19 protein-coding genes are annotated in these 24,052 nt (G+C 73.2%); 5 read left to right on the forward strand and 14 right to left on the reverse strand.

Going from position 1 to position 24,052, the window contains the following annotated elements:
- The first annotated feature begins 114 nt into the window (after positions 1–114).
- On the forward strand, positions 115–1,554 hold the full coding sequence (locus tag ACZ60T_RS15440) for a regulator (RefSeq protein WP_365620052.1): 1,440 nt from the start codon (positions 115–117) through the stop codon (positions 1,552–1,554).
- Between the two features lie 12 nt (positions 1,555–1,566).
- Here ACZ60T_RS15440 and ACZ60T_RS15445 read toward each other — a convergent pair whose 3' ends face one another.
- Positions 1,567–2,997, reverse strand: coding sequence for an NAD(P)/FAD-dependent oxidoreductase (locus ACZ60T_RS15445; RefSeq protein ID WP_469666341.1), 1,431 nt, complete (start codon positions 2,995–2,997; stop codon positions 1,567–1,569).
- A gap of 218 nt (positions 2,998–3,215) precedes the next feature.
- Between ACZ60T_RS15445 and ACZ60T_RS15450 the strand changes: the two genes are divergently transcribed.
- A complete protein-coding gene (locus ACZ60T_RS15450) occupies positions 3,216–3,704 on the forward strand; it encodes a GNAT family N-acetyltransferase (protein WP_365620058.1) in 489 nt (162 codons plus the stop codon).
- A gap of 25 nt (positions 3,705–3,729) precedes the next feature.
- Here ACZ60T_RS15450 and ACZ60T_RS15455 read toward each other — a convergent pair whose 3' ends face one another.
- Positions 3,730–4,914: a MarP family serine protease gene (locus ACZ60T_RS15455; RefSeq protein ID WP_469666342.1), complete on the reverse strand. Its 1,185-nt coding sequence runs from the start codon at positions 4,912–4,914 to the stop codon at positions 3,730–3,732.
- A 112-nt stretch (positions 4,915–5,026) separates the two neighbouring features.
- On the opposite strand from ACZ60T_RS15455, the gene ACZ60T_RS15460 reads away from it, so the two are divergent.
- Positions 5,027–5,998, forward strand: coding sequence for a peptidoglycan recognition protein family protein (locus ACZ60T_RS15460; protein ID WP_469666343.1), 972 nt, complete (start codon positions 5,027–5,029; stop codon positions 5,996–5,998).
- Positions 5,999–6,056: 58 nt separating this feature from the next.
- Here the strand turns inward: ACZ60T_RS15460 and aceE are convergent, their stop codons facing one another.
- From aceE to cobT, 10 genes are all read right to left on the reverse strand, one after another.
- A complete protein-coding gene (gene aceE / locus ACZ60T_RS15465; protein WP_469666344.1) occupies positions 6,057–8,759 on the reverse strand; it encodes a pyruvate dehydrogenase (acetyl-transferring), homodimeric type in 2,703 nt (900 codons plus the stop codon).
- A 288-nt stretch (positions 8,760–9,047) separates the two neighbouring features.
- Positions 9,048–9,671 (reverse strand): GntR family transcriptional regulator, encoded by a 624-nt coding sequence (locus ACZ60T_RS15470; protein ID WP_252422078.1) that lies wholly within the window; start codon positions 9,669–9,671, stop codon positions 9,048–9,050.
- A gap of 189 nt (positions 9,672–9,860) precedes the next feature.
- Positions 9,861–11,705: a 2-oxoglutarate dehydrogenase, E2 component, dihydrolipoamide succinyltransferase gene (gene sucB / locus ACZ60T_RS15475; protein WP_469666345.1), complete on the reverse strand. Its 1,845-nt coding sequence runs from the start codon at positions 11,703–11,705 to the stop codon at positions 9,861–9,863.
- Positions 11,706–11,766: 61 nt separating this feature from the next.
- Entirely contained in the window at positions 11,767–13,155 is a 1,389-nt protein-coding gene (gene lpdA / locus ACZ60T_RS15480) for a dihydrolipoyl dehydrogenase (RefSeq protein ID WP_469666346.1), read from the reverse strand.
- 330 nt (positions 13,156–13,485) lie between these two features.
- Positions 13,486–15,003 (reverse strand): leucyl aminopeptidase, encoded by a 1,518-nt coding sequence (locus ACZ60T_RS15485; RefSeq protein WP_365620075.1) that lies wholly within the window; start codon positions 15,001–15,003, stop codon positions 13,486–13,488.
- 242 nt (positions 15,004–15,245) lie between these two features.
- The gene (locus tag ACZ60T_RS15490; RefSeq protein WP_469666347.1) at positions 15,246–15,872 is read right to left on the reverse strand and encodes an RDD family protein; all 627 of its coding nucleotides are present in this window, start codon (positions 15,870–15,872) and stop codon (positions 15,246–15,248) included.
- An 82-nt stretch (positions 15,873–15,954) separates the two neighbouring features.
- Complete coding sequence (locus ACZ60T_RS15495) at positions 15,955–16,737, reverse strand: adenosylcobinamide-GDP ribazoletransferase (protein WP_365620081.1); 783 nt, start codon at positions 16,735–16,737, stop codon at positions 15,955–15,957.
- 33 nt (positions 16,738–16,770) lie between these two features.
- Positions 16,771–17,472 (reverse strand): hypothetical protein, encoded by a 702-nt coding sequence (locus ACZ60T_RS15500; protein ID WP_469666348.1) that lies wholly within the window; start codon positions 17,470–17,472, stop codon positions 16,771–16,773.
- The gene (locus ACZ60T_RS15505) at positions 17,469–19,262 is read right to left on the reverse strand and encodes a phosphatidylglycerol lysyltransferase domain-containing protein (RefSeq protein WP_469666349.1); all 1,794 of its coding nucleotides are present in this window, start codon (positions 19,260–19,262) and stop codon (positions 17,469–17,471) included. The genes ACZ60T_RS15500 and ACZ60T_RS15505 overlap by 4 nt, the downstream gene beginning before the upstream one ends.
- Positions 19,263–19,358: 96 nt before the next feature.
- The gene (gene cobT, locus ACZ60T_RS15510) at positions 19,359–20,465 is read right to left on the reverse strand and encodes a nicotinate-nucleotide--dimethylbenzimidazole phosphoribosyltransferase (RefSeq protein ID WP_469666351.1); all 1,107 of its coding nucleotides are present in this window, start codon (positions 20,463–20,465) and stop codon (positions 19,359–19,361) included.
- Positions 20,466–20,666: 201 nt separating this feature from the next.
- Between cobT and ACZ60T_RS15515 the strand changes: the two genes are divergently transcribed.
- Complete coding sequence (locus tag ACZ60T_RS15515) at positions 20,667–21,344, forward strand: class I SAM-dependent methyltransferase (protein ID WP_469666352.1); 678 nt, start codon at positions 20,667–20,669, stop codon at positions 21,342–21,344.
- 3 nt (positions 21,345–21,347) lie between these two features.
- Here the strand turns inward: ACZ60T_RS15515 and ACZ60T_RS15520 are convergent, their stop codons facing one another.
- On the reverse strand, positions 21,348–22,547 hold the full coding sequence (locus ACZ60T_RS15520) for a bifunctional adenosylcobinamide kinase/adenosylcobinamide-phosphate guanylyltransferase (protein ID WP_365620092.1): 1,200 nt from the start codon (positions 22,545–22,547) through the stop codon (positions 21,348–21,350).
- A gap of 162 nt (positions 22,548–22,709) precedes the next feature.
- Here ACZ60T_RS15520 and ACZ60T_RS15525 point away from each other — a divergent pair, with 162 nt between their 5' ends.
- Complete coding sequence (locus ACZ60T_RS15525; protein ID WP_469666353.1) at positions 22,710–22,922, forward strand: hypothetical protein; 213 nt, start codon at positions 22,710–22,712, stop codon at positions 22,920–22,922.
- 45 nt (positions 22,923–22,967) lie between these two features.
- On the opposite strand, the gene ACZ60T_RS15530 is transcribed toward ACZ60T_RS15525, so the two are convergent.
- Positions 22,968–24,035 carry a S1C family serine protease gene (locus ACZ60T_RS15530; protein ID WP_469666355.1) on the reverse strand — a complete coding sequence of 356 codons (1,068 nt, stop codon included), beginning with the start codon at positions 24,033–24,035 and terminating at the stop codon, positions 22,968–22,970.
- Between the last annotated feature and the right edge of the window lie 17 nt (positions 24,036–24,052).

Raw genomic sequence — 24,052 nt, forward strand, 5'->3', positions numbered from 1 at the left:
CGAGGCCATCAGGGCTGTTCACAGGCGATCCGGGTAGCGAGGCCGCGTCGGGGAGGCACCTGCCTCTCCCCGAGGCCGCCGCCGAGGCCCGAAAGGCAGGAGACCGCACCGCAGATGACGGAACGACCCGCGCAGCGCCCCCCCAACCGCCAGCTCGCCGCGCTCATCGCAGAAGCGGGGTTCTCCAACGCAGGTCTCGCCCGTCGCGTCGACCAGCTCGGCCTCGAACACGGGCTCGATCTCAGATACGACAAGACGTCCGTGACCCGGTGGCTGCGCGGGCAGCAGCCGCGCGGCACCACGCCCGCGCTCATCGCCGAGGTCTTCACCCGGCGACTCGGGCGCAGGCTCACCGCGCAGGACCTCGGGCTCGACGCCTGCGCCCCGGTCTACGCGGGCCTGGAGTTCGCGGCCACCCCCGAAGAGGCCGTCGACATCGTCAGCGGGCTGTGGCGCAAGGACTCCGGCAGCCATGCCGAACTGCGCAAGATCGCCTTCACCGCGGCCGGGCTCGTCGTGCCCAGCCGGGACTGGCTGATCGGCCGGGCCGACGAGAGCGTGGCCCGCAGCGAGGCGACGGCCTCCCGCGTCCCGGCCCAGGGCCGCCCCCTGGTGCCCCGCCAGCGCAGCCAGTCCGAGCGCGGCCCCGGCCAGAAGGTGACCGGCGGCGACATCGCCGCCCTGCGCTCGGTCGCCGAACTCTTCCGCGCCCTCGACCACGCCTACGGCGGCGGCCATGCCCGCCAGGCCCTCGTGCGCTATCTGGAGCACGAGGCCGAGCCGATGCTGCGCGGTACGTACGGCGAGCAGACGGGCCGCCGCCTGTTCGCGGCGGCGGCCGATCTGACCCGGCTCGCGGGCTGGACCTCGTACGACATCGCGGCCCACGGCCTCGCCCAGCGCTACTTCGTCCAGGCGCTGCGGCTCGCGCAGGCCGCCGGGGACCGGACGTACGGGGCGTATGTGCTGGTCACCATGAGCCGCCAGGCCGTCTACCTCGGCCACGGGCGGGAAGCCGTGCAACTGGCGCGCGTGGCCCAGCAGGGCACGGGCACCTCGGCGCCGCCCGTCGTCCAGGCGCTCCAGCACGCCGTCGAGGCGCGCGGCCACGGCGTGCTCGGCGAGGTCCGCTCGTGCACGGCCTCGCTCGTGCGCGCCGAGCGGGCCCTGGAGTCCGCCCGGCCCGGCGACGACGTCCCGCACTGGGCGAAGTTCTTCGACGAGGCGCAGCTCGCCGACGAGTTCGCCCACTGCCACCGCGATCTGCAGCAGTACCGGGCCGCGGTCCAGCACGCCGAGCGCTCGCTCCGGCTGCGCGCGCCCGGCTACGCCCGCAGCAGGCTGTTCTGCCGGGTCGTGCTCGCCTCGGCCCGGCTCGGCCTCGGCGAGCTGGACCAGGCCTGCCAGCTCGCGGCCGAGGCCGCCGGGCAGGCCGCGGAGATGCGGTCGGTACGGGCGGTGGAGTACGTACGGGACTTCGAGCGCCGCCTGGAGCCGTACAAGGACGCGGCGCCCGTCCGCGGATACCGCGACCGGGTCGCCGCGTTGCAGTGACCTCCCGGTGAATCAGGCGGCGCTGGGCAGCGGGTCCGCCGCGTGCAGGGGACCCGCGCCCAGGTCCGTCAGGACGGCCGACGCCGCCCGGCGCCCGGAGCGCAGCGCGCCCTCGACCGTGCCCGTGTCGCGGTGGTCCCCGCACACATACAGCCCGGCCAGCAGACGCACCGGGCGGCGCAGATCGTACGGCGGTCGCATCGCCGGGACGGCCCGCTCGGTGCGGTGCACGGCGAGCGTCTCCCAGCGCGCGGTCGAGGTGCCGTACAGCCGCGCCAGATGGGCCCGTACGCCCTCGTCCACGTTGTCCGGGGGCGTCCCGAGCACCGTGGAGGAGACCAGCGCGCGGCCCGCCGGAGCGCGGGAGGGGTCCACCTCGCTGACGACCGCCGTGTGCGCCACCGGGCCGCCGCGCTCCGCGTCGAGGAGCAGGGAGGCGCCGATCGGCGGCGGCTCGTCCATGGTGTGGTGGACGACCGTGACGGGATGGAAGCCCGGGACGCGCAGACCGGGCAGCAGCTCGGCGGCGGCGCGCGCGTCCGTGGCCACCAGCACGGCACGGCAGCGCAGTTCACCGTGGTCGGTGGTCACCGAGGTCGTGGAGACCGCGGTCGCGCGGACCCCGGTGCGCACCGTGCCCGGCGGCAGCGCCCGCGCCAGCAGCTCCGGTACGACCTCGGCGCCGCCCTCCGGCACGCACAGCCGGCCGTTCGCGAAGGTGTGCAGCGCGAGGTCGGCGCAGCGGCTGGACGTGGTCAGCTCCGGGTCGCTCAACAGCGCGGCCAGCAGCGGGCGCAGGAACCCGTCGACGGTCCGCGCGGGGATCCCGCGCAGCGGAAGCGCGCGGTGCGCCGTCGACTCCGGCCGGGCCAGCAGCCGTTCCACGGGCGTGGCGGCGATCCGCGCGAGCGCCGCGCCGAGGCGGGCCTGGTCCATGGCGCCGCCGAGCGGGACACCGGGGCGTGGCACCCCGGCCCTCACCCGTGCGGTGCGTGGCCCGGCCGTACGGCCCCCTGGCGGCCGTACGGCCGGTGTCCCACCGTCCGTTCCCGGCGCGGAGGTCGCGCGGGGGGCGCTTGCGAGGGCGCGTACGGCGCTGAGTGCGCTCCGTGCGCTCCCCGCGCCCCCTCCCGCCGGGGCGGCCCCCGCACGGCGCTGGCGCCCCTCGCTGTGCACCAGGACTCCGGGGGCGAAGGGACGCAGCACCAGTGCGTCCAGCCCCGGGGTCAGGCGCAGTTCGGGATACGAGGTGAACAGGAACTGCCCGATCCGGTCGAGCCGGAAGCCGTCGACCTTCTCGGTCGACATGCGCCCACCGGCGCAGGAAGCCGCTTCCACCACCGTGGTCGACACTCCTGCGCTGGTGAGCTGGTGGGCCGCCGTGAGACCGGCGATCCCGGCCCCCACGATGACGACGTCCGCCTGGTACACGGGCTCTAGCACGTGCCCCTCCTTCGAGGTTGTGCGGCCGGTGGGGACGTCATGCCCCCAACAGGCTTCTGCAATACCCGAGTCGGGGTCGAGCGTAGGACCGGCGCCGCGCCGGACACGTCGCGCACGGACCGGGGCACGGTCGCACGGCGGTCGCATGCGCCCGGCCGCGGCACCCCCACGCGAAATCCGGGGGCGGATCTTCGGGCGCCTGCCCTACAGTGCCCCCCATGCACGCACCGCACATACGACACGCCACCCTCGACGACGAGGAGGCGCTCAGCCGGCTCGACCGCGCCACCTGGTCCCCGCTGCACGCGGTGCAGCCGCGCCCCGAGCCGCCCTACAAGCCCTTCTTCGACGGGCGGCGCGCGGTTCGGGACTACCTCGTCGCCGAACTCGACGGCGCCGTCGTCGGCTACATCGTGCTGGTGGTCCCGACCTCGCTGGCGTGCAACGCCCATGTCCGCCAGATCCAGGGGCTCGCGGTCGCCGAGGAGGCGCGCGGAGCCGGGGTCGGACGGGCGCTGCTGCGGGCCGCGCAGGACGAGGCCCGCAGGCTCGGCGCGCGGCGCCTCACCCTGCGCGTCCTCGGGCACAACACCCCGGCCCGCAGGCTCTACGAGTCCGAGGGCTTCGTGGTCGAGGGCGTTCTGCCCGAGGAGTTCCTGCTCGACGGCCGTTACGTCGACGACGTGATGATGGGCCGCTCCCTGTGACGCGGTGAGTCCGTGGCGGTGACGCTCAGGACGTGATGAGTTCGCCCGTGTCCACCGGGGCCGTGGCGGTCGCCGCCCGTTGCGCGTCCGCGCGGATCTCGTCCGCCGTCAGCACGTACCCCGTCTCCTCGTCGGAGGTGGAGCGGGCGAACACCATCCCGTAGACCTTGCCGTCGGTGGTCAGCAGCGGGCCGCCGGAGTTGCCGGGCAGGACGGTCGAGCGGATCGAGTAGATCTCGCGGGTGACGCTCCCGGTGTTGTAGATGTTCTGGCCCGTGGCACGGATCCGGTTCGCGACCGTGGCGGCCCGCAGCGTCAGACCGCCGTCCTGCGGATAGCCCGCGACCACTGCCGCCGAGCCGCGCGACGCGCCGTCGTAGAAGCGCAGCGCGGGCGCCTGAAGGTCGGGCACGTACAGCACGGCGACGTCCCGGCCCGGGTCGAAGAGCACCACCCGGGCCGGGTACGCGGAACCGACACCGCCCACGCGTACGGACGGGTGAGTGATGCCCGCGACCACATGGGCGTTGGTCATCACGCGCTGCGGCGCGAACACGAAGCCGCTGCCCTCGCGGCCCTCCGTGCCCACGGCGCCCTCGATCTTGACGGTGCTGCGCCGCGCCGCGGTCTCCGCGCTCGCCGTGACGCTGTCCCCGGAGGGCTTGGCCGCTGCGGTCGCCGGTTCGTTCTCGAACGGATTGAAGACCTGCGGGAAGCCCGCCTGGGTGAGCGCGGACGTGGCGCGCGAGAACCAGGTCGGGGTGGTGTCCGGCATCGCGTGCTGCACCGTGCCGAGCAGCCGGGACTCCCGGATCGACTGGGTCAGCAGCGGCGAGGAGGAGGCGCCCAGCACGCTCGCGGCCACCCAGGCGACGATCAGCACGGCCACCGTGTTCGCCGCGGCCCCGCCGATGCCGTCGGGCACGCGCAGCGGCCCGCGGTCCAGCTCCCGGCGCAGTCTGAACGCGAGGCGGCCGGCCAGGGCGTGGCCCACGACCGCCGGGACCAGCACCGTGAACACGGCGGTCACCGTCGCCGTCGTCGTCCCCCGCGTCACCAGGTTCATCACCCACGGCAGGATCCACACACCGACGACGGCACCCCCCACGAAGCCGGCCAGCGAGACACAGCCGGCCACCAGCCCGCGCCGGTAGCCGGACGCCGCGTAGGCCAGGATCACCAGCAGCAGCAGGATGTCGAGCAGGTTCACGAAGCCACCTTTCTCGGACCTCGAGGGAGAGACGTGCCGTACCCGGACGATGGTTCCACCAGGTGGCACAACGCACATCGCGGGCGCAGCGAAAGGACCGGACAGTGGGTCCATGCGTGTCATCCGACGAAGGCGCCGGGCACGGAGGAGACGTCCGGTACGGATCCCCGGAGCCGTTCTGCTGACGTTCGGCTGTCTGCCTGGACTCGCGGTCGTCCTCGCGCTGCTGCTGAGCGCCTCCGGCGCCGAGCGCAGCGTGCCGGTCCGCTCCCCGCGACCGGTCCGGGTCCAGGCCGCCGCCCTGCACCAGGCGCCGAAGCCCCGCATCGTGCCGCGCGAGGTCTGGGCGCGGGACAGCGGGCGCACCCGGCCACCGCCGCGCTACGACGACCGGGTCGTCGCGGTCTTCGTGCACCACACCGACTCGCCGGGCCGCTACCGGTGCGCCGAGGTGCCCCGCATCATCCGGGCCCTGCACGCGGGACAGACCCGCCACCGCCGCTGGGACGACATCGGCTACCACTTCCTCGTCGACCGCTGCGGCACGATCTACGAGGGCCGCGCGGGCGGCGTCGACCGCCCGGTCACCGGCGCCCACACCCAGGGCTTCAACCACCGCACCACCGGCATCGCGGCGCTCGGCACCTTCACCGCGGGCACGACGGTGCCCCGGGCGATGACCGACGCCATCAGCGCCCTGGCCGCGTGGAAGCTAGTGCCCCGGCAGGCAACGTTCGCCCCGTCGCGACGCCCGGCACGCACTCTCGCCGCACCGGACGAAAGCCCACGTACGTCCAGTACGAGGGCTTCCGCCCGGCACGCCGAGAGCACGCACCGAACGCCGCTCCTTGACGGGCAAACGTTGCCTGCCGGGGCACTAGGCCTCGCAGGCATCGACCCGCGCTCCCGTGTCCGGCTCGTCTCCAGCAACGGCCACAGTCGCTACCGGACCGGCGCCACCGCGCTGCTGCCCGCCCTCGCGGGCCACAACGACGGCTACCGCACGAGCTGTCCGGGCGCGGCCCTCACCGCCCTCCTCCCGGCGATCAGAGAGCGCGCGGCCCGGCTCCAGGGCCGACAGTGACCGGAACACGGCGAAGGGGCACGGCGCGACGCCGTGCCCCTTCGGACCGTCAGTGGCCTCAGCGGCCGTAGCGCTCCCGCGCCTCCTTCACGGTCGTGGCCTTCAGCTCGCCCCGCCGGGAGAGCTGGGCCAGGGCCGCGATCACGATCGACTCGGCGTCCACACCGAAGTGGCGGCGGGCCCCCTCACGGGTGTCGGAGAGACCGAAGCCGTCCGTGCCCAGCGAGGAGTAGTCCTGCTCGACCCACTGCGCGATCTGGTCGGGGACCTGGCGCATGTAGTCGGAGACCGCGAGGACCGGGCCCTCGGCGCCCTGGAGCGCCCGGCGGATGTACGGCACCCGCTCCTCGCCCTCCAGCAGCGCCGCGTCCGCCTCCATGGCGTCGCGCCGCAGCTCGCCCCACGACGTCGCCGACCACACGTCCGCCGCGACACCCCACTGCTCGGCGAGCATCCGCTGCGCGGCGAGCGCCCAGTGGATCGCCGTACCCGAACCCATGAGCTGGATCCGCGGGGCGTCGGCAGCGGGCGACAGGCCCGCCGACTCCGCCGTGTTGAAGCGGTACAGGCCCTTGACGATGCCCTCGTCGATACCGGCGACCACCGGCTTGACGGGCTGCGGCAGCGGCTCGTTGTAGACGGTGAGGTAGTAGAAGACGTTCTGGTCCTCGCCCTCGGCGGCCTCGCCGTACATCCGGCGCAGACCCTCCTTGACGATGACCGCGATCTCGTAGGCGAACGCCGGGTCGTACGTCAGCGCCGCCGGGTTGGTGGCCGCGATCACCGGGGAGTGGCCGTCGGCGTGCTGGAGGCCCTCACCGGTCAGCGTGGTGCGACCGGCCGTGGCGCCGACGAGGAAGCCGCGGCCGAGCTGGTCGCCGAGCTGCCACATCTGGTCGGCCGTGCGCTGCCAGCCGAACATCGAGTAGAAGATGTAGAAGGGGATCATCGTCTCGCCGTGCGTCGCGTACGACGTCGACGCGGCGATGAAGTCCGCCATCGAACCGGCCTCGGTGATCCCCTCGTTGAGGATCTGGCCGTTCTTGGCCTCCTTGTAGTACATCAACTGGTCGCGGTCGACCGGCTCGTACGTCTGGCCCTTGGGCGAGTAGATGCCGAGCGAGGGGAACAGACTCTCCATGCCGAAGGTGCGCGCCTCGTCCGGGACGATCGGCACCCAGCGCCTGCCCGTCTCCTTGTCGCGGACAAGGTCCTTGACCAGGCGGACGAAGGCCATCGTGGTCGCCACGTTCTGCGTGCCCGAGCCCTTGTCGAAGGCGGCGAACGCCTTCTCGGCCGGGGCGGGCAGCGGCGCCACCGGGTGCACCCGGCGGGCCGGGGCCGGGCCGCCGAGGGCCGCGCGGCGCTCCTGGAGGTAACGGACCTCGGGGGAGTCGGCGCCCGGGTGGCCGTAGGGCACCATGCCGTCGACGAACTGGCTGTCCGAGATGGGCAGTTCGAGCAGATCGCGCATCGTCTTGAACTCGTCCACCGTCAGCTTCTTCATCTGGTGGTTGGCGTTCTTCGACGCGAAGCCCTCGCCGAGCGTGAAGCCCTTGACGGTCTGGGCCAGGATGACGGTCGGCGCGCCCTTGTGCTCCAGCGCCGCCTTGTACGCCGCGTAGACCTTGCGGGCCTCGTGGCCGCCGCGCGAGAGGTGGAAGCACTCGAGGATCTTGTCGTCGCTCAGCAGCTTCGCCATCTCGACGAGCGCCGGGTCCGAGCCGAAGAAGTCCTCGCGGATATAGGCGGCGTCACGCGTCTGGTACGTCTGCACCTGCGCGTCCGGCACCTCGCGCAGCCGCCGGACGAGCGCGCCCGTGGTGTCGAGGGCGAACAGCTCGTCCCAGGCCGAGCCCCACAGCGACTTGATGACGTTCCAGCCGGCGCCGCGGAAGCGGCCCTCCAGCTCCTGCACGACCTTGAAGTTGGCGCGCACCGGGCCGTCGAGGCGCTGGAGGTTGCAGTTGATGACGAAGGTGAGGTTGTCCAGCTCCTCACGCGAGGCCAGCGTGATCGCCGCCGTCGACTCCGGCTCGTCCATCTCGCCGTCGCCGAGGAAGGCCCAGACATGCGAGCCCGAGACGTCCTTGATGCCGCGGTGGGTGAGATAGCGGTTGAAGCGCGCCTGGTAGATGGCGGACAGCGGGCCGAGGCCCATCGACACCGTCGGGAACTCCCACAGCCAGGGCAGCCGCCGCGGGTGCGGGTAGGACGGCAGGCCGTCGCCGTCGGACTCCCGGCGGAAGTTGTCGAGCTGCTGCTCGCTCAGCCGGCCGTCGAGGAAGGCACGGGCGTAGATACCGGGGGAGGCGTGGCCCTGGATGTAGAGCTGGTCGCCCGAGCCGTCGCCCTCCTTGCCCCGGAAGAAGTGGTTGAAGCCGGTCTCGTAGAGCCAGGCCGCCGAGGCGAAGGTGGCGATGTGGCCGCCGACGCCGTACTTGCTGCCGCGGGTCACCATCGCCGCCGCGTTCCAGCGGTTCCACGCGGTGATCCGGCGCTCCATCGCCTCGTCACCGGGCACGGCCGGTTCGGCGGCGGTGGGGATGCTGTTGACGTAGTCCGTCTCGAGCAGCTTGGGCAGCGCGACGCCGGCGCCCTCGGCACGCTCCAGTGTGCGGCGCATCAGATACGCGGCACGATGCGGCCCGGCTTCCCTCGCGACGGCGTCCAGGGAGGCCTGCCATTCGGCGGTCTCCTCGGGGTCGCGGTCCGGGAGCTGGTCGAGCTCGCTCGGCTGGATGGCGTTGGGGTCGGTCATGTCGCCGCCTTCCTCAGTCGAAGGGGGTTCCCTCATCGGTAAGGGGTGGGGTTGCCCTTGGTCTTTGGCAGGACAGGGCGTGAGGCTCGGTGAAGCCCCCGTGACTGTAACCCCCTGATCGATGATCGATCAAAGGGGGCAGGGGTAAAACCCTTTGATTTCGCGAAAGTCGGCACGCGGTGCCTTAGAAGGGGGCACCGCGTGCCGCGTCGCGACGTGGTTTTCGCAGGTGAACCCGCGTCCGGGCCTGCGTCTGAGCCTGCGGATGAGCGTCTGAGCGCTCGGCTGTCAGGCGCGCGGCGCGCACCCCAGCACATGGGCCTTCACGATCTCCGCGATCCGCGGGTCCTGGCGGCGGAACGCGGCCACCAGCTCCTCGTGCTCCTCCGCGTACGACTGCTGCACCGTGCCCAGCCAGCGGATCGACAGGGCGGTGAACACCTCGATGCCCAGACCCTCCCAGGTGTGCAGCAGCACCGAGTTCCCGGCCGCCCGTACCAGCTCACGGTGGAAGGCGACCGTGTGCCGCACCTGGGCCGTGCCGTCCGCCTTGCGGTCCGCGTCGTACAGCGCCGCCACATGCGGCTCCAGGGCCGAGCAGTCCTCCGCCAGCCGCTCGGCCGCGAGTTCGGCCGCTATGGCCTCCAGACCGGCGCGTACGGGGTAGCTCTCCTCCAGGTCGGCCGCGGTCAGATTCCGTACCCGTACACCCTTGTTGGGCGCCGACTCGATCAGCCGCAGCGACTCCAGCTCCCGCAGCGCCTCACGGACCGGGGTCTGGCTGACCTCCAGCTCGGTGGCGATCCGCCGCTCCACGATCCGCTCGCCCGGCTTCCAGCGCCCGCTGACGATCCCCTCCACGATGTGCTCGCGGATCTGTTCGCGCAGCGAGTGGACGACGGGCGCGGTCATGAGGGCTCCTTAAGGGGCGCGGTTGCCGTTTAGACAATACGGCCGCCGGACGGATCCGGTAGGGCGCGCGGGGGCGCTTCCGCGCAGGTGAGACGAGGCTTACACGCCCTGGGGAGCCCACTCACGCGGACGCCCCCGCCCGGAGCTTCCCGGGCGGGGGCGGCATGCGACCGTACAGGCCGGAAGGGGCTACAGGCCGAGCTCGACCTCGAACTCGCCCGCCTCCAGGATCGCCTTGACCGCGGTCAGGTAACGGGCCGCGTCGGCGCCGTCCACCAGACGGTGGTCGTAGGACAGCGTCAGGTACGTCATGTCGCGGACGGCGATGACCGTACCCTCCTCGGTCTCGATGACCGCCGGGCGCTTGACCGTGGCGCCGATGCCGAGGATCGCGACCTGGTTCGGGGGCACGATGATCGTGTCGAACAGCGCACCACGCGAACCGGTGTTGCTGATGGTGAAGGTCGCACCGGACAGCTCGTCCGGGGTGATCTTGCTGGACCGGACCTTGCCCGCCAGGTCGGCCGTGGCCTTGGCGATACCGGCGATGTTGAGGTCACCGGCGTACTTGATGACCGGAGTCATCAGGCCCTTCTCGGAGTCCACCGCGATACCGACGTTCTCGGTGTCGAAGTAGGTGATCGTGCCCTCGGCCTCGTTGATCCGGGCGTTGATGACCGGGTGGGCCTTCAGCGCCTGGGCCGCCGCCTTCACGAAGAACGGCATCGGGGAGAGCTTGACGCCCTCACGGGCCGCGAACGTGTCCTTGGCCTGGGCGCGCAGGCGCATCAGACGGGTCACGTCGACCTCGACCACCGAGGACAACTGGGCCTGCTCGTGCAGGGCCTTGACCATGTTGTCGCCGATGACCTTGCGGATGCGCGGCATCTTGACGGTCTGGCCGCGCAGCGGGGAGACCTCCAGGACCGGCGCCTTGCGGGCCGTCGGCACGGCGGCGGCCGGGGCGGCGGCCGGGGCGGCGGCCGGGGCCGGGGCGGGGGCCTTCGCGGCCTCGGCGGCGGTGATGACGTCCTGCTTGCGGATCCGACCGCCGACGCCGGTGCCCTTGACGGTGGCCAGGTCGACGCCGTTCTCGGCGGCGAGCTTGCGCACCAGCGGGGTCACGTACGCACCCTCGTCGGTGGCCTCCGCGGCGGGAGCCGGGGCGGCCGGGGCGACCGGCGCGGCCGGGGCCACGGGGGCCGGGGCCGGAGCAGCCGGAGCGGCGGGGGCGGCCGGGGCGGCCGGGGCGGCAGCGGCGGGGGCCGGGGTGACCGGGGCGGCGGGCGCGGCCGGGGCGGCGGGGGCCGCCGGGGCGGGCGCCGGAGCCGGAGCGGCGGGAGCGGCCGGAGCCGGGGCCGGGGCCGGGGCAGCGGGGGCGGCCGGGGCGGCCGGAGCCGGAGCGGCACCCGGAGCGCCGATGACGGCCAGCTTGGCGCCGACCTCGGCGGTCTCGTCCTCGGCGACCACGATCTCCAGCAGCACACCGGAGGCGGGCGCCGGGATCTCGGTGTCGACCTTGTCGGTCGAGACCTCGAGCAGCGGCTCGTCGGCATCGACGGTGTCGCCGACCGACTTCAGCCAGCGGGTGACGGTGCCCTCGGTGACGGACTCACCGAGCGCGGGCAGGACCACGTCCGTGCCCTGCGCGCCACCGGCCGGGGCGGCGGCAGGAGCGGCGGCGGGGGCCGGGGCGGCGGGGGCCTCGGCGACCGGGGCCGGGGCCGGGGCCGGCTCGGCCACGGGGGCGGGAGCCTCGGCGGCGGCCGGGGCCGGGGCCGCGGCGGGGGCACCCGTGCCGTCGTCGATGATGGCCAGCTCGGCGCCGACCTCGACCGTCTCGTCCTCGGCGACCTTGATGGAGGACAGCACGCCGGAGGCGGGGGCCGGGATCTCGGTGTCGACCTTGTCGGTCGAGACCTCGAGCAGCGGCTCGTCGGCCTCGACGCGCTCGCCCTCGGCCTTCAGCCAGCGGGTGACAGTGCCCTCGGTGACGCTCTCACCGAGCGCCGGAAGGGTTACGGAAACCGCCATGGTTTCGGTTTCTCCTTACGAATTGCGGAAAGTCTGTGTCGTCGCGCCCGAAGACTGAGGGTCAGTCGTGGGAGTGGAGGGGCTTGCCGGCCAGGGCCAGGTGGGCCTCGCCGAGCGCCTCGTTCTGGGTCGGGTGGGCGTGGATGAGCTGGGCCACCTCGGCCGGCAGCGCCTCCCAGTTGTAGATGAGCTGGGCCTCGCCGACCTGCTCGCCCATGCGGTCACCGACCATGTGGACGCCGACCACGGCACCGTCCTTGACCTGGACGAGCTTGATCTCGCCCGCGGTCTTCAGGATCTTGCTCTTGCCGTTGCCCGCCAGGTTGTACTTGAGCGCGACGACCTTGTCCGCGCCGTAGATCTCCTTGGCCTTGGCCTCGGTGATACCGACGGAGGCGACCTCCGGGTGGCAGTACGTCACCCGCGGGACACCGTCGTAGTCGATCGGGACGGCCTTCAGACCGGCCAGCCGCTCTGCCACCAGGATGCCCTCGGCGAAGCCGACGTGCGCGAGCTGGAGCGTCGGAACCAGGTCGCCGACCGCGGAGATGGTCGGGACGTTCGTCCGCATGTACTCGTCGACGAGGACGTAGCCGCGGTCCATGGCGACCCCGGCCTCCTCGTAGCCCAGGTTCTGCGAGACGGGGCCGCGGCCGACGGCGACGAGCAGGACCTCGGCCTCGAACTCCTTGCCGTCGGCCAGGGTGACCTTGACACCGGTCTCGGTGTACTCGGCCTTCTGGAAGAACGTGCCGAGGCTGAACTTGATCCCGCGCTTGCGGAAGGCGCGCTCGAGCAGCTTGGAGGAGTTCTCGTCCTCGACCGGCACGAGGTGCTTCAGACCCTCGATGACGGTGACGTCGGCACCGAAGGACTTCCAGGCCGAGGCGAACTCGACTCCGATGACACCGCCGCCGAGGATGATCGCGGACTGCGGCACGCGGTCCAGGACGAGGGCGTGGTCGGAGGAGATGATGCGGTTGCCGTCGATCTCCAGGCCCGGCAGCGACTTCGGCACGGAACCGGTCGCCAGGAGGACGTGGCGGCCCTGGATCCGCTGACCGTTCACGTCGACGGAGGTCGGGGAGGACAGCCGGCCCTCACCCTCGATGTAGGTCACCTTGCGGGAGGCGATCAGACCCTGAAGGCCCTTGTACAGGCCCGAGATGACCTCGTCCTTGTACTTGTGGACGGCCGGTACGTCGATGCCCTCGAAGGTGGCCTTGACACCGAACTGCTCGCTCTCGCGGGCCTGGTCGGCGACCTCGCCCGCGTGCAGCAGAGCCTTGGTGGGGATGCATCCCCGGTGCAGGCAGGTACCGCCGACCTTGTCCTTCTCGATCAGGGCGACGTCCAGGCCAAGCTGCGCCCCGCGCAGGGCCGCGGCGTAACCGCCGCTACCGCCGCCGAGGATCACTAGGTCGAAAACGGTGCTGGCGTCGTTCGCCACGTCACGTCCTCCATGCATGTGCGCCACGCCCGGTCTGCGGTGACCGGTCGGAACGGCTGTGTCCGGCCGCTTTGCTTCGGCCCTTCGGTGGGGCCCTGTCCTGCCGAGGCCCATCTTCGCACTTGTCGGCGGTGGAATGGACGCCGGGCCGGAGTCTGGGACGTCGGATCCATCACGTGCGAAGGTCGCGGGCGTGGACGTACCGACGGATTTCGTCGAGGGCGAAATCCGGAAACGGCCGGAGGGCAAGCACCTACGGATATCCGTATGCCGGAGGGGGTCACGTACGGATATCCGTACGTGACCCCCTCCTCGCGCGGGGTGTGGGGATCAGCCCAGGTCGCCCGCCGCCGTCAGCTCCGCGAGCCGGACCAGCGTGCGCACGGCCGAGCCGGTGCCGCCCTTGGGGGTGTAGCCGAAGGGGGCCTGCTCGTTGAAGGCCGGACCCGCGATGTCGAGGTGGGCCCAGGTGATGCCCTCGCCGACGAACTCCTTCAGGAACAGACCGGCGACCAGGCCGCCGCCCATCCGGTCGCCCATGTTGGCGATGTCCGCGGTGGGGGAGTCCATGCCCTTGCGCAGGTGCTCGGGCAGCGGCATCGGCCAGGCCTCCTCGCCGGCCTCCTCCGCGGCCTCGTGGATCGCGGTGCGGAACGCGTCGTCGTTCGCCATGATCCCGAAGGTGTGGTTGCCGAGCGCCACCATCATCGCGCCGGTCAGCGTCGCGACGTCGACGATCGCGTCCGGGGTCTCCTCCGAGGCGGCCCACAGCGCGTCCGCGAGGACCAGCCGGCCCTCGGCGTCCGTGTTGAGCACCTCGACGGTCTTGCCGCTGTACATGCGCAGCACGTCGCCGGGGCGGGTGGCCGAACCGGAGGGCATGTTCTCGGCCAGCGCGAGCCAGCCGGTGACATTGACCTTCAGACCGAGGCGCGCGGCGGCCACGACCGCGGCGAAGACCGCCGCCGCACCGGCCATGTCGCACTTCATGGTCTCGTTGTGACCGGCCGGCTTGAGGGAGATGCCGCCCGAGTCGTAGGTGATGCCCTTGCCGACGAGGGCCAGGTGCTTGTCCGCCTCGGGGTGCTGGTACGCCAGCTTCACCAGGCGGGGACCGGCGGCCGAGCCGGCGCCGACGCCGAGGATGCCGCCGTAGCCGCCCTTGGTCAGCGCCTTCTCGTCGAGCACCTGGACCGTGAGCCCGTGCTCCTCGCCCGCGGTCTGCGCGAGGGCCGCGAAGGCCGCCGGGTTCAGGTCGTTGGGCGGGGTGTTGACGAGGTCGCGGGCGCGGTTCAGCTCCTCCGCGACGGCGACGACGCGCTCGACGGCCGCCTTGTACTCCTTGTCGCGGGAGTTGCCGCCGAGCAGGACGACCTCGGCGAGCGGGGCCTTGCCGTTGCCGTTCTTGGCGGTCTCCTTGTACGCGTCGAAGGCGTACGCGCCGAGCAGCGCGCCCTCGCCGATGGCACCGGCGTCGGCGGCCTCGGCGAGCGGCAGGGCGAAGACGGCCTTCTGGGCACCGGCCAGCGCGCGGGCGGCGTTACCGGCGGCGCGGCGCAGCGACTCGGCGGGGTACGCCTCGTCCTCGCCGGGCTCGGCACCGAGGCCCACCGCCACCACGACGGGCGCCTTGAAGCCGGAGGGCGCGGGCAGCTTCGTCACCTCGCCCTCGGCGCCGGTGGCGCCCAGGGTCTCCAAGGTGGCGGCGAGCTTGCCGTCGTACGCCTCGTCCACGGCCTCGGCGCCCGGTGCGACGACCGGGCCCTGAGCGCCCTTCGCGACACCGACCACGATCGCGTCGGCCCGCAGGCCGGCCGCCGCGGCGGTGCTGAGAGTGAGAGCAGTCACGGTGGTGAAATCTCGCTTCCAATTGAGTTTCGGTGGCCGATTGAGTCTCGGTGGCCGAACGGATGGGGTCGACCGGCCCGGAACCGACCCTAGATCCCTCGTACGGCGCGGTTTCCACCTGGGGCAGCAGAACACCCGGCATGAGCCTACGCGGACCGGCCGGTTCTCTCATCGGTCCGGGTGCCCGTCGTGCCGTGGCGGGGTGGCCGTCGTGCCTCAGCGGCCGTGCCCGGCAAGGGACTTCAGGCCGCTGGATACGGGGGCTGCGGGGGATACGGCGGGGTCACGGCGACGGTCCCGCGCAGCCGCAGGCTCTCGACCGTCGTCCCGGCCAGCCGGTCCGCGAGCGAGCGGCGGCTGCGGGCGAGGACGGGCAGCGTGTTCAGGAAGAACACCACCACGGCCAGCGCCCACACCAGCACCGACAGCAGGAACTCGCCCTCGACCAGCAGCACACAGGCCAGGGCGTACACCGCCACGTCGGCGATCGTCGTCACGGCCGCCCGCAGCGCGGTCCGGCCGACCGAACTCGGGGTGACCTTGAAGCCGGTCAGCGCCTTGCCCAAAGTGCGCCCGGCGAGGGCGAGCGAGCCCCACTGGTAGAGGAACGTGGCGAGCGCCAGCAGGAGGAAGCCCTGCTCCACGTAGCCCAGCGCCTTGTCCCACAGGAACAGCCCGACGCTCTCGGAGGTGTCCACGACGTCGCCCCGCGAGGTGAGCAGGTCCAGGCCGCCGCGGGTGGCGAGTCCGGGCACATCGGTGAAGAGGCCGGATATGCGGTGGAAGGTCAGTACGGCGAGCGCCGAGGCCGCCGCGACGACCAGAGCGAAGTCGATGCACCACGCCAGGATGCGGCGCGTCTTCTGCACAGGTTCCCCCCGAGAACAGTGAGTGATCGGTGCGTCAGACTAGTACGTCGTCATCCGGCCAACTCGCTTGCCCACAGGCGAACTAGCCCAGCGACAGCACCACCAGCACCGCGGTGGCGGCGGTTTCGGCCACGGCGCCGCACACGTCTCCCGTCAGTCCGCCGAAGCGGCGCGTGCAGTGCCGCAGCAGGAGATGGGCGGCGGCCAGCGCGAGCAGCACCGCCGTCGCCGTACGGACCACGCCGTACGTGCCCGGCAGCGCGCCCCCGGCCGCCGCCGCCACGATGACCGCGGCGGCCACCGCCAGCGCGCCGCGCGGCGGGACCACGCCCGCGACCGCGGCGCCGAGCCCCTCCGGCCGGGCGGCCGGGACGCCCGTGCGCGTGGCCAGCGTGAGGGCCAGCCGGGCCGTGGTCGCCGAGACGACGGCGGCGAGCGCGCCGCGCGCCCAGGAGCCGCCGTAGGCCTGCGCGAGCGCCGCCACCTGCGCCAGCAGCACGAACACCAGCGTGACCACGCCGAACGGCCCGATGTCCGACCGCTTCATGACGCGCAGCGCTTCCTCGGCGGGCTTCGCGCTGCCGAGCCCGTCCGCGGTGTCCGCGAGCCCGTCCAGATGCAGCCCGCGGGTGAGGGCGGCGGGTACGGCGACGGTGGCGACGGCGGCGAGCAAGGGCCCGGCGCCCAGCAGGAGCAGGCCCGCGCCGAGCAGGGCCGCGAGCGCGCCCACCACCACCCCGGCCAGGGGTGCGCAGAGCATCCCGCCGCGTGCCGTCTCCCGGTCCCAGCGGGTCACCCGGACCGGGAGGACGGTGAGCGTGCCGAAGGCGAAGCGGAGGCCGTGCAAGGGCGGGGTCGTGAACACGGCCGAAGGGTACGCGACCGCCGTACCCGCACGTCAGGGCGCGACCGGCGGCGGATCCGGCGCGCAGTCCACCCGGGCCGTCGGCCGCAGCCGCCGCCGCAGCGCCGAGGCCCCGCACAGCACCAGCACCGCCCCGATCGCGGCGAGATGCTCCTTGCCCGCGAGGTTCGCCTTCAGCGCGACCTCACCGGCTATGGCCGCGCTCAGCACCCCCGCGGTGAGCGGGGCCCGGTAGCGCCAGCACAGGAACAGGGCGAGCCCGATCACCGCGGCCGACGGGCCGGTGTCGACGACCTGCGCGTCCGTCGCGGGCAGCCCCAGCGGATGGTGCGGGTCGAGTCCGGTGCCCACGCGCGCGTACAGCGTCCCGGCCAGCGTGGTGGCGTACGCGATGGCCAGCGTGCGCCACCAGCCCAGACAGATCTCGGCGAGGCCGAACACGGCGAGGATCTGGAGTAACGCCCCCCACACCGGCAGGTCGAGGGCCGGGACGAACAGCGACAGCGGGGTGCGCAGCAGGGCCAGCCACAGCGGCTCCTCGGCCCGTACGGACCCGATGTTCTGCACGAACTGGAAGCCCCAGGACTGGTTCTGCACGAACTGCAGGACCGAGGTCAGGCACACGGCCGCGAGCGTCATCGGGACCGCCCGCCCCCGCCGCCGCAGCAGGGCCTCGCGCACCGTCGCGTACGGCGGTCCCCACTCGGCGCGGACCCGCCGGACGAGGCGCCTCACCTGTGCGAGGCAAGGTGCTTGCGGTGCAGCCACTTCGGCAGCCCCGGAGCCTCCAGGAAGCCCTCGGCGCGCGCCGAGGCGATACCGATGCGCAGCAGGTCCGCGCTCTTCTCGAAGAGCAGGAACCGGGGCTCCCAGATCGGCCGGTACTTGGCGTTGGCCCGGTACAGCGACTCGATCTGCCACCAGCGGGAGAAGAAGCTGAGCAGGGAGCGCCAGGTCCGCAGCACCGGTCCGGCGCCCAGCCGCGCGCCCCGTTCGAAGACGGACCGGAACATCGCGAAGTTGAGGGAGACCTGGGTGATGCCGATCTCCCCGGCGCGGCGCAGCAGTTCGATCACCATGAACTCCATGAGCCCGTTCTCGGCGTCCCGGTCGCGGCGCATGAGGTCGAGCGAGAGCCCGTGCGGACCCCAGGGCACGAAGGACAGCAGCGCCCTCAACTCGCCGTTCCCGTCCGTGCAGGCGAGCATGACGCACTGCCCGTCCTCGGGGTCGCCGAGCCGTCCCAGCGCCATGCTGAAGCCGCGCTCGGTGGCCCCGTCGCGCCAGTCGTCGGCCTTCTTCACCAGGAACGCCATCTCGTCGGCGGGGATGTCCGCGTGGCGCCGGACGCTGACCGTGTACCCGGCGCGCTTCACGCGGTTGTAGGCCTGGCGGACGGTGCGCATGGCCCGTCCGTCGAGGGTGAACTCGCCGACGTCCGCGATGGCTTCGTCACCGAGTTCGAGCGCGTCCAGGCCATGGCGCGCGTACACGGTCCCGGCCTCCTCGCTCGCGCCCATCACGGCGGGGATCCAGCCGTGCGCGCGCGCCTCGGCGAGCCAGGGCTCGATGGCGCCCGGCCAGGCCTCCGGGTCGCCGAGCGGATCGCCGGAGGCGAGGGAGACCCCGCCGACGACGCGGTAGGCGACCGCCGCCTTGCCGGTCGGCGACCAGATCACGCTCTTCTCCCGGCGCAGCGCGAAGTACCCGAGCGAGTCCCGCTCGCCGTGCCCCTCCAGCAGCTCGCGCAGCCTCTTCTCGTCGTCCTCGCTGATCGGGTCGACGGCGCGCCGGGACCGGAAGGCGGCGTACAGGACGGCGAGGAAGAGCAGCGTGCTGACGACGTTGATCGTGACGTTGACCCAGCCCGGCGTGGAGATCCCCAGGTAGTGCGAGTCGTCGACGGCGACCGACACGAGCCGCAGGGCGCCGTAGCGCCAGCGCTCCAGGAAGGTCGAACGCTCCGCCAGGGACGAGGTGTTGGTGACGGTCACCAGGAGCGCGGCGAGCAGCGAGGAGACCAGCAGACCACCGGCCGCGACGGCGACGGCGAGCCGGGGGTTGGACCGGTCGCCCTTGGCGTAGAACTCCCGCCGCCCGACGAGGAGCGCGCCGACGAATCCCGCGGTCAGCAGCAGGGAGACCCAGTTCTGCGCGTACCGCCGGATCTCCGGGAACGACATGGCGAAGGCGAACAGCAGCAGGAACGACCCGCTGAGCACGAGGTTGAGGATCCAGGCGGCCCGCTTGCGCCGTCGCATGGTGACGGCCAGGAACAGGGTGAACACGCCGGAGGCGAAGCCCGCGCTCAGCAGGTACGGCGTGAAGAGGTCCTCCTGGTTGTGGCGCCGTACGTCCTGCCCGAGGGAGACCCACACGGCGGAGAGGAAGTTGACGAACATGACGGCGCGCAGGTACCAGACGGCGCACGCGGCGGCCCGCCGGGACGCGTGACCGGACGGCCGCGCTCCGTCGCCCGGCCTGGTCGTACGGTCCCGGTCCGCGGTAATTCGGGCATCTCCCATGAAGCACGATGATATGGGGCTGCCATGGGGCATGGGGGAGCGGGACAGGCCGACGGTCGGTCCACTCGGCGGCCTGTCCTCGACGAACGACGGAAGCTACTCCTGCTCGGCGGTGTCGGCGGTCTCTTCGGCCTCGGCGCCTTCGGCGGCCTCTTCGACCGGCTTCTCCGGAAGCTCCGCCGCCAGTGCCGCCGCGGCCCGCACCAGCGGGAGCGTCAGCAGCGCCCCGGTGCCCTCGCCGACGGACACCCCCTGGTCCAGCAGCGGCTCCAGCGCCAGCCGGTCCAGCGCCTTGCGCTGCGCGGGCTCCCCGCTGATCTGCCCGGCCAGCCACCAGTCCGGCGCGCGGAACGCGATCCGCTGCCCCACCAGCGCGCACGCCGCCGAGACCACGCCGTCCAGGATCACCGGGGTCTTGCGCACCGCGCACTGCAGCAGGAAGCCGGTCGTCGCGGCCAGGTCGGCGCCGCCCACCGCCGCCAGCAGCGGCAGCGGTTCGCCGAGCACCGGCCGGGCGCGCCGCAGCGAGTCCCGGATCGCGGCGCACTTGCGCATCCAGGCGAGGTCGTCGATCGCCACGCCACCGCGCCCGGTGACCACGGACGCGTCCGTCCCGCACAGCGCCGCGATCAGCACGGCCGCCGGAGTCGTACCGCCGACGCTCACATCGCCGAGGACCACCAGATCCGTCCCGGAGTCGGCCTCCTCGTCCGCGACCGCCATCCCGGCGCGGAACGCCGCCTCCGCCTCCTCGAGCGTCAGCGCGTCCTCGATGTCGACGCGCCCGCTGCCGCGCCGCACCCGGTGCCGTACGACATCCGCGGGCAGGTCGCCCGGGTCGCAGTCGAGCGCCACGTCGACCACGCGCACCGGCACGTTCGACTGCCGCGCGAGGATCGAGACCGGGCTCCCGCCCTCCAGGACCGCCCGTACCAGCGTGGTGGCGCTGCCCGCGGGGCGCGCCGAGACGTCGAGCGAGGCGATCCCGTGGTCACCGGCGAACAGCACCACGCGCGGCCGTTCGATCGGCCGCACGCACGCGGTGGACTGCGCCGCCGCCAGCCACTCACCCAGGTCGTCGAGGCGGCCCAGTGCCCCGGGTGGCACGATCTGACGCTCCCGGCGCGCCTCCGCGTCGCGGCGCACCCCGCCGTCGGGGCGCTCGATCAGATCGGTGAAGTCGTCGAGATGTAGCGAGCTCATTCGCCGAACAGTACCGGCAGGCATCGAACGCGGCGCGGCTCCCTGGGCGCCGCGTTCTTGCACCCCTGAGAGGGATCCCGTACGCCCCGATTGGTCACGTATTGTCGCGCCTGTGGTCACTGTCGTGCGCCCCGGTCACTCCGGTCACCGCGGTCGTACGGGTCACCCCGGTCACGCCGTCTCCCGTGTCAGGAGCCGCCCATGCCCGCCAGCCCGCACCCGGACGCCGCCCGCCGCACCGCCCGGTTCCACGAGCCGCGGCGCGCGGACTGCCCGTGGTGCGGCTCGCCCAGGCTGCGCAGAGCGCGCGCGTACGTCACGGCCCGTCGGCACCGGGCGGCGGCCCGCGCCCTGCTGCCCTTCCCGGAGCCGGAGAGCTGGCTCGACGTCGGCACGGGGGACGGGCTCTTCCCCGAGGCGGCCCAGGAGATCCACCCGTACACGGCCTTCGACGGTCTCGACGCCACCCCGCGCGTCGAGACCGCGCACGCCGCGGGCCGCATCGAGGAGGCCTACCTCGGGCACCTCACCGACCCGGCGATCCTGACGCGCCTGCGCTCCCGCTACGACGTCGTCAGCATGCTCCACCACCTGGAACACACCCGCCGCCCGCGCGCCGAACTGCGCGCCGCCCTCACCCTGTTGCGCCCCGGCGGCCATCTGCTCCTCGAAGTCACCGACCCCGCCCGCGTGTTCACCGCGCTGCCCGGCACCTGGTGGACCCCCTGCGACCGCCCACGCCCACGCCGCCCGATGCCGCTGCCCGACCTGCGAGCCGAACTGACCGCCCTGGGCTGCGTGATCGTCACCACACACCGCCGCGCGAACGCCTACCGCCTCATCGCGCGCCGCCACCACCACGAGAACGCCCGGCCCTGACCGTCACTCACGCAGTGCCAGCGCCTGCCCGGCCACCACCAGCAGTACCTGTTCGCACTCCGCCGCGAACGCCGCGTTCAGGCGGCCGAGTTCGTCGCGGTAGCGGCGGCCCGACGGGGTCGCCGGGACGATGCCGGAGCCGACCTCGTTCGAGACCGCCACCACCGTCCGGCGCGTGTGGCGCACCGCCGTCGCCAGCTCCGTCACCCGCGCCCGCAGCGCCCGCTCGCCGCCGCCCGCCCACTCCGCGTCGTCCCACGCGCCGACCGCGTCCATCGCGTCGGTCAGCCACAGCGACAGACAGTCGATCAGCAGCGGCGGCCCGTCCTCCGCCAGCAGCGGTACGAGGTCGCAGGTCTCGCAGGTGTGCCAGGACCCGGGCCGCCGGTCCCGGTGCGCGGCCACCCGCTCCGCCCACTCCGTGTCCCCGCTCCGCGACCCGCCCGTCGCCACGTACCGCACGTCCGGGAACGCCGCCAGCCGCCGCTCCGCCTCCACCGACTTGCCCGAGCGCGCCCCGCCCAGCACCAGCGTGCGCCGCGGCACGTCCGGTACGTCCTCGTAGCCGCCCACGATCAGCGTCGTCCCGTCCGGCACCGGCCGCGCCCCGGCCGCCGCGAGCCGCCGCCGCAGCTCGGCGCCCTGCGGCACATCGTGGTCGAGATGCACGGCCACCACGTCCGTGGTCGGCCCGAGCGCCCCCACCGCCCGCAGCTTCGCGAGCGCGTCCGGGCGCCCGAGGACATCCGCCAGCACCAGGTCGTACGGCTCCGCGGGCGCCTCCAGGCCCGCGGGCGCCGCGCCCGGCGGCAGATAGAGCAGCCGCAGCCCCTCCGGCCCGGTCACCGCGTACCCGGTGCCCGGCGCGTCCATCGCCAGCGCCCGCACCCGATGCCCGGTCAGCAGCGCCAACTCCCGTCCGTCCGGCACCCGTCCGGGCTGCGGCAGGCCCGCCGGGACCTCGACGGCGGGCCCGTCGTGCGGATGCGTCAGCAGCACCTGCCGTACGCCCGCGAGCGAGCGACCGGCGCGCGCCGCCGCGAACACCGCGCCCGGGGTGAGGTCGAGGAGCAGCGCCCCGTCCACGAGCACCGCGGTCGCCGCCCGCGCGTCCGGGCCGAGCGCACGCGCGCAGGTCGCACAGGGACAGTCGGGGCGGGGCAGGCCCGCGGGGGCACCGGTGCCGAGCAATGTCAGTTCCACGCACCCGATTTTCCCGGCTCCCCCCATCCGCCGCGCGCCCAGCCGCGCCTTCGCGCGCCGACGGACTTCTCCCCCTCGACCGGCGCAGCGCATAGGCTCGGGGCGGCAGCCGGACCAGGATCCGGGTGCCGCACTGCGTGTGTTCACATCTGGGAGGCGTACATGGCGGCATGGACGTGGCGGTTCGAGAAGGCCGACGGAGCGGAGGTCCCGCCCGCGGTCACGCCCGAGGAGTTCACCACGCAGGGGGACGCCGAGTCCTGGATCGGGGAGCACTGGCGGGACCTGTGCGACGGCGGCGCGGACCAGGTCCGGCTGTTCGAGGACGCGACGGAGATCTACGGACCGATGAGCCTGCACGCCGAGGACGCGTAGCCGGGCACCGCCCGGGGAGGGGGCGGGCGCGCCCCCTCCCACCGCTCACTGCTCGCTCAGCGTCACGTCCGCCGTCTTCCGGTCGCCGCCGCGCAGGTACGTGACCGTCGTCCGCTGCCTCGGCTTGTCGTCGGCGAGCGCCTCGGACAGGGACGTGATCGTGGTGATGTCGCGGTCGCCCAGCTTGACGATGACGTCCCCGGCCCGCAGCCCCGCCTTGTCCGCCGCGCCGCCGTGCCGGACGTCGACCACCGCGACCCCGACCGGCTGAGAGCCCACGTTCACCAGCGTGCGCCCGGTGATACCGAGCGCCGCCCGCCCCGAATGCGTGACCCGCCCCTTCGCGATGATCTGGTCGGCGATCGTCTTCACCATGTTCGCGGGGATCGCGAACCCGATACCGGGCGCCGCGCTGTTCCCGAAGCCGGGGTCGACCGCGGCGAGCGTCGGGATCCCGATGACCTCGCTGTCGAGGTTCACGAGCGCGCCCCCGCTGTTCCCGGGGTTGATCGCCGCCGAGGTCTGCACCATGTTCGCGATGGTGGCGCCCGTACCGCCGTCCGAGCTGCCCTCGCTGACCGTCCGCCCGGTCGCCGACACGATCCCCTGGGTCACGCTCGACGACAGCCCGAGCGGCGACCCCATGGCCAGCACGATCTGCCCCACCTCGACCTTGGCCGAGTCCCCGAAGGCAGCCGCCTTCAGCCCGCGCGGCACGGTGTCCAGCTTGACGACGGCGAGATCCTGGGCGGGATACGAGTAGATCAGATGCGCGGTGAGCGGATGCTCGCTGTTGGCGGTCGTCACCTGGAACGTCCGGCTGCCTCCGACCACATGCGCGTTGGTGACGATATGGCCCTGGCCGTCGTACACCACACCGGACCCGAGCCCCTCGCCCGCACGGATCTGCACGACCGACGGCAGCACGTTCTTGATGACCCGCTGGTAGTCGCTCTGGAGATCGCTGTTCGTCCTGGACGCGACGGTCCGTGTGTTCGTCGGGCCGTCCTGCTTCGCCGGGGCGGAGCCGGTGCAGCCGCCGAGCAGGACCACCAGGGAGGAGGCGACGGCGGGCGCGGACCGGCGGAGCACACGGAAACGGGAAGCGTCCATGCCCCGAGTCTCCCGTC

It is taken from the genome of Streptomyces sp. NPDC104371, assembly GCF_055583785.1.

What these genes read in the sequence shown, in the direction of transcription:
- ACZ60T_RS15440 (WP_365620052.1), top strand. Translation starts at nt 115, where the DNA reads ATGACGGAACGACCCGCGCAGCGCCCCCCCAACCGCCAGCTCGCCGCG.
- ACZ60T_RS15450 (WP_365620058.1), top strand. Translation starts at nt 3,216, where the DNA reads ATGCACGCACCGCACATACGACACGCCACCCTCGACGACGAGGAGGCG.
- ACZ60T_RS15460 (WP_469666343.1), top strand. Translation starts at nt 5,027, where the DNA reads ATGCGTGTCATCCGACGAAGGCGCCGGGCACGGAGGAGACGTCCGGTA.
- aceE (WP_469666344.1), bottom strand. Translation starts at nt 8,759, where the DNA reads ATGACCGACCCCAACGCCATCCAGCCGAGCGAGCTCGACCAGCTCCCG.
- ACZ60T_RS15470 (WP_252422078.1), bottom strand. Translation starts at nt 9,671, where the DNA reads ATGACCGCGCCCGTCGTCCACTCGCTGCGCGAACAGATCCGCGAGCAC.
- sucB (WP_469666345.1), bottom strand. Translation starts at nt 11,705, where the DNA reads ATGGCGGTTTCCGTAACCCTTCCGGCGCTCGGTGAGAGCGTCACCGAG.
- ACZ60T_RS15505 (WP_469666349.1), bottom strand. Translation starts at nt 19,262, where the DNA reads ATGGGAGATGCCCGAATTACCGCGGACCGGGACCGTACGACCAGGCCG.
- cobT (WP_469666351.1), bottom strand. Translation starts at nt 20,465, where the DNA reads ATGAGCTCGCTACATCTCGACGACTTCACCGATCTGATCGAGCGCCCC.
- ACZ60T_RS15515 (WP_469666352.1), top strand. Translation starts at nt 20,667, where the DNA reads ATGCCCGCCAGCCCGCACCCGGACGCCGCCCGCCGCACCGCCCGGTTC.
- ACZ60T_RS15525 (WP_469666353.1), top strand. Translation starts at nt 22,710, where the DNA reads ATGGCGGCATGGACGTGGCGGTTCGAGAAGGCCGACGGAGCGGAGGTC.
- ACZ60T_RS15530 (WP_469666355.1), bottom strand. Translation starts at nt 24,035, where the DNA reads ATGGACGCTTCCCGTTTCCGTGTGCTCCGCCGGTCCGCGCCCGCCGTC.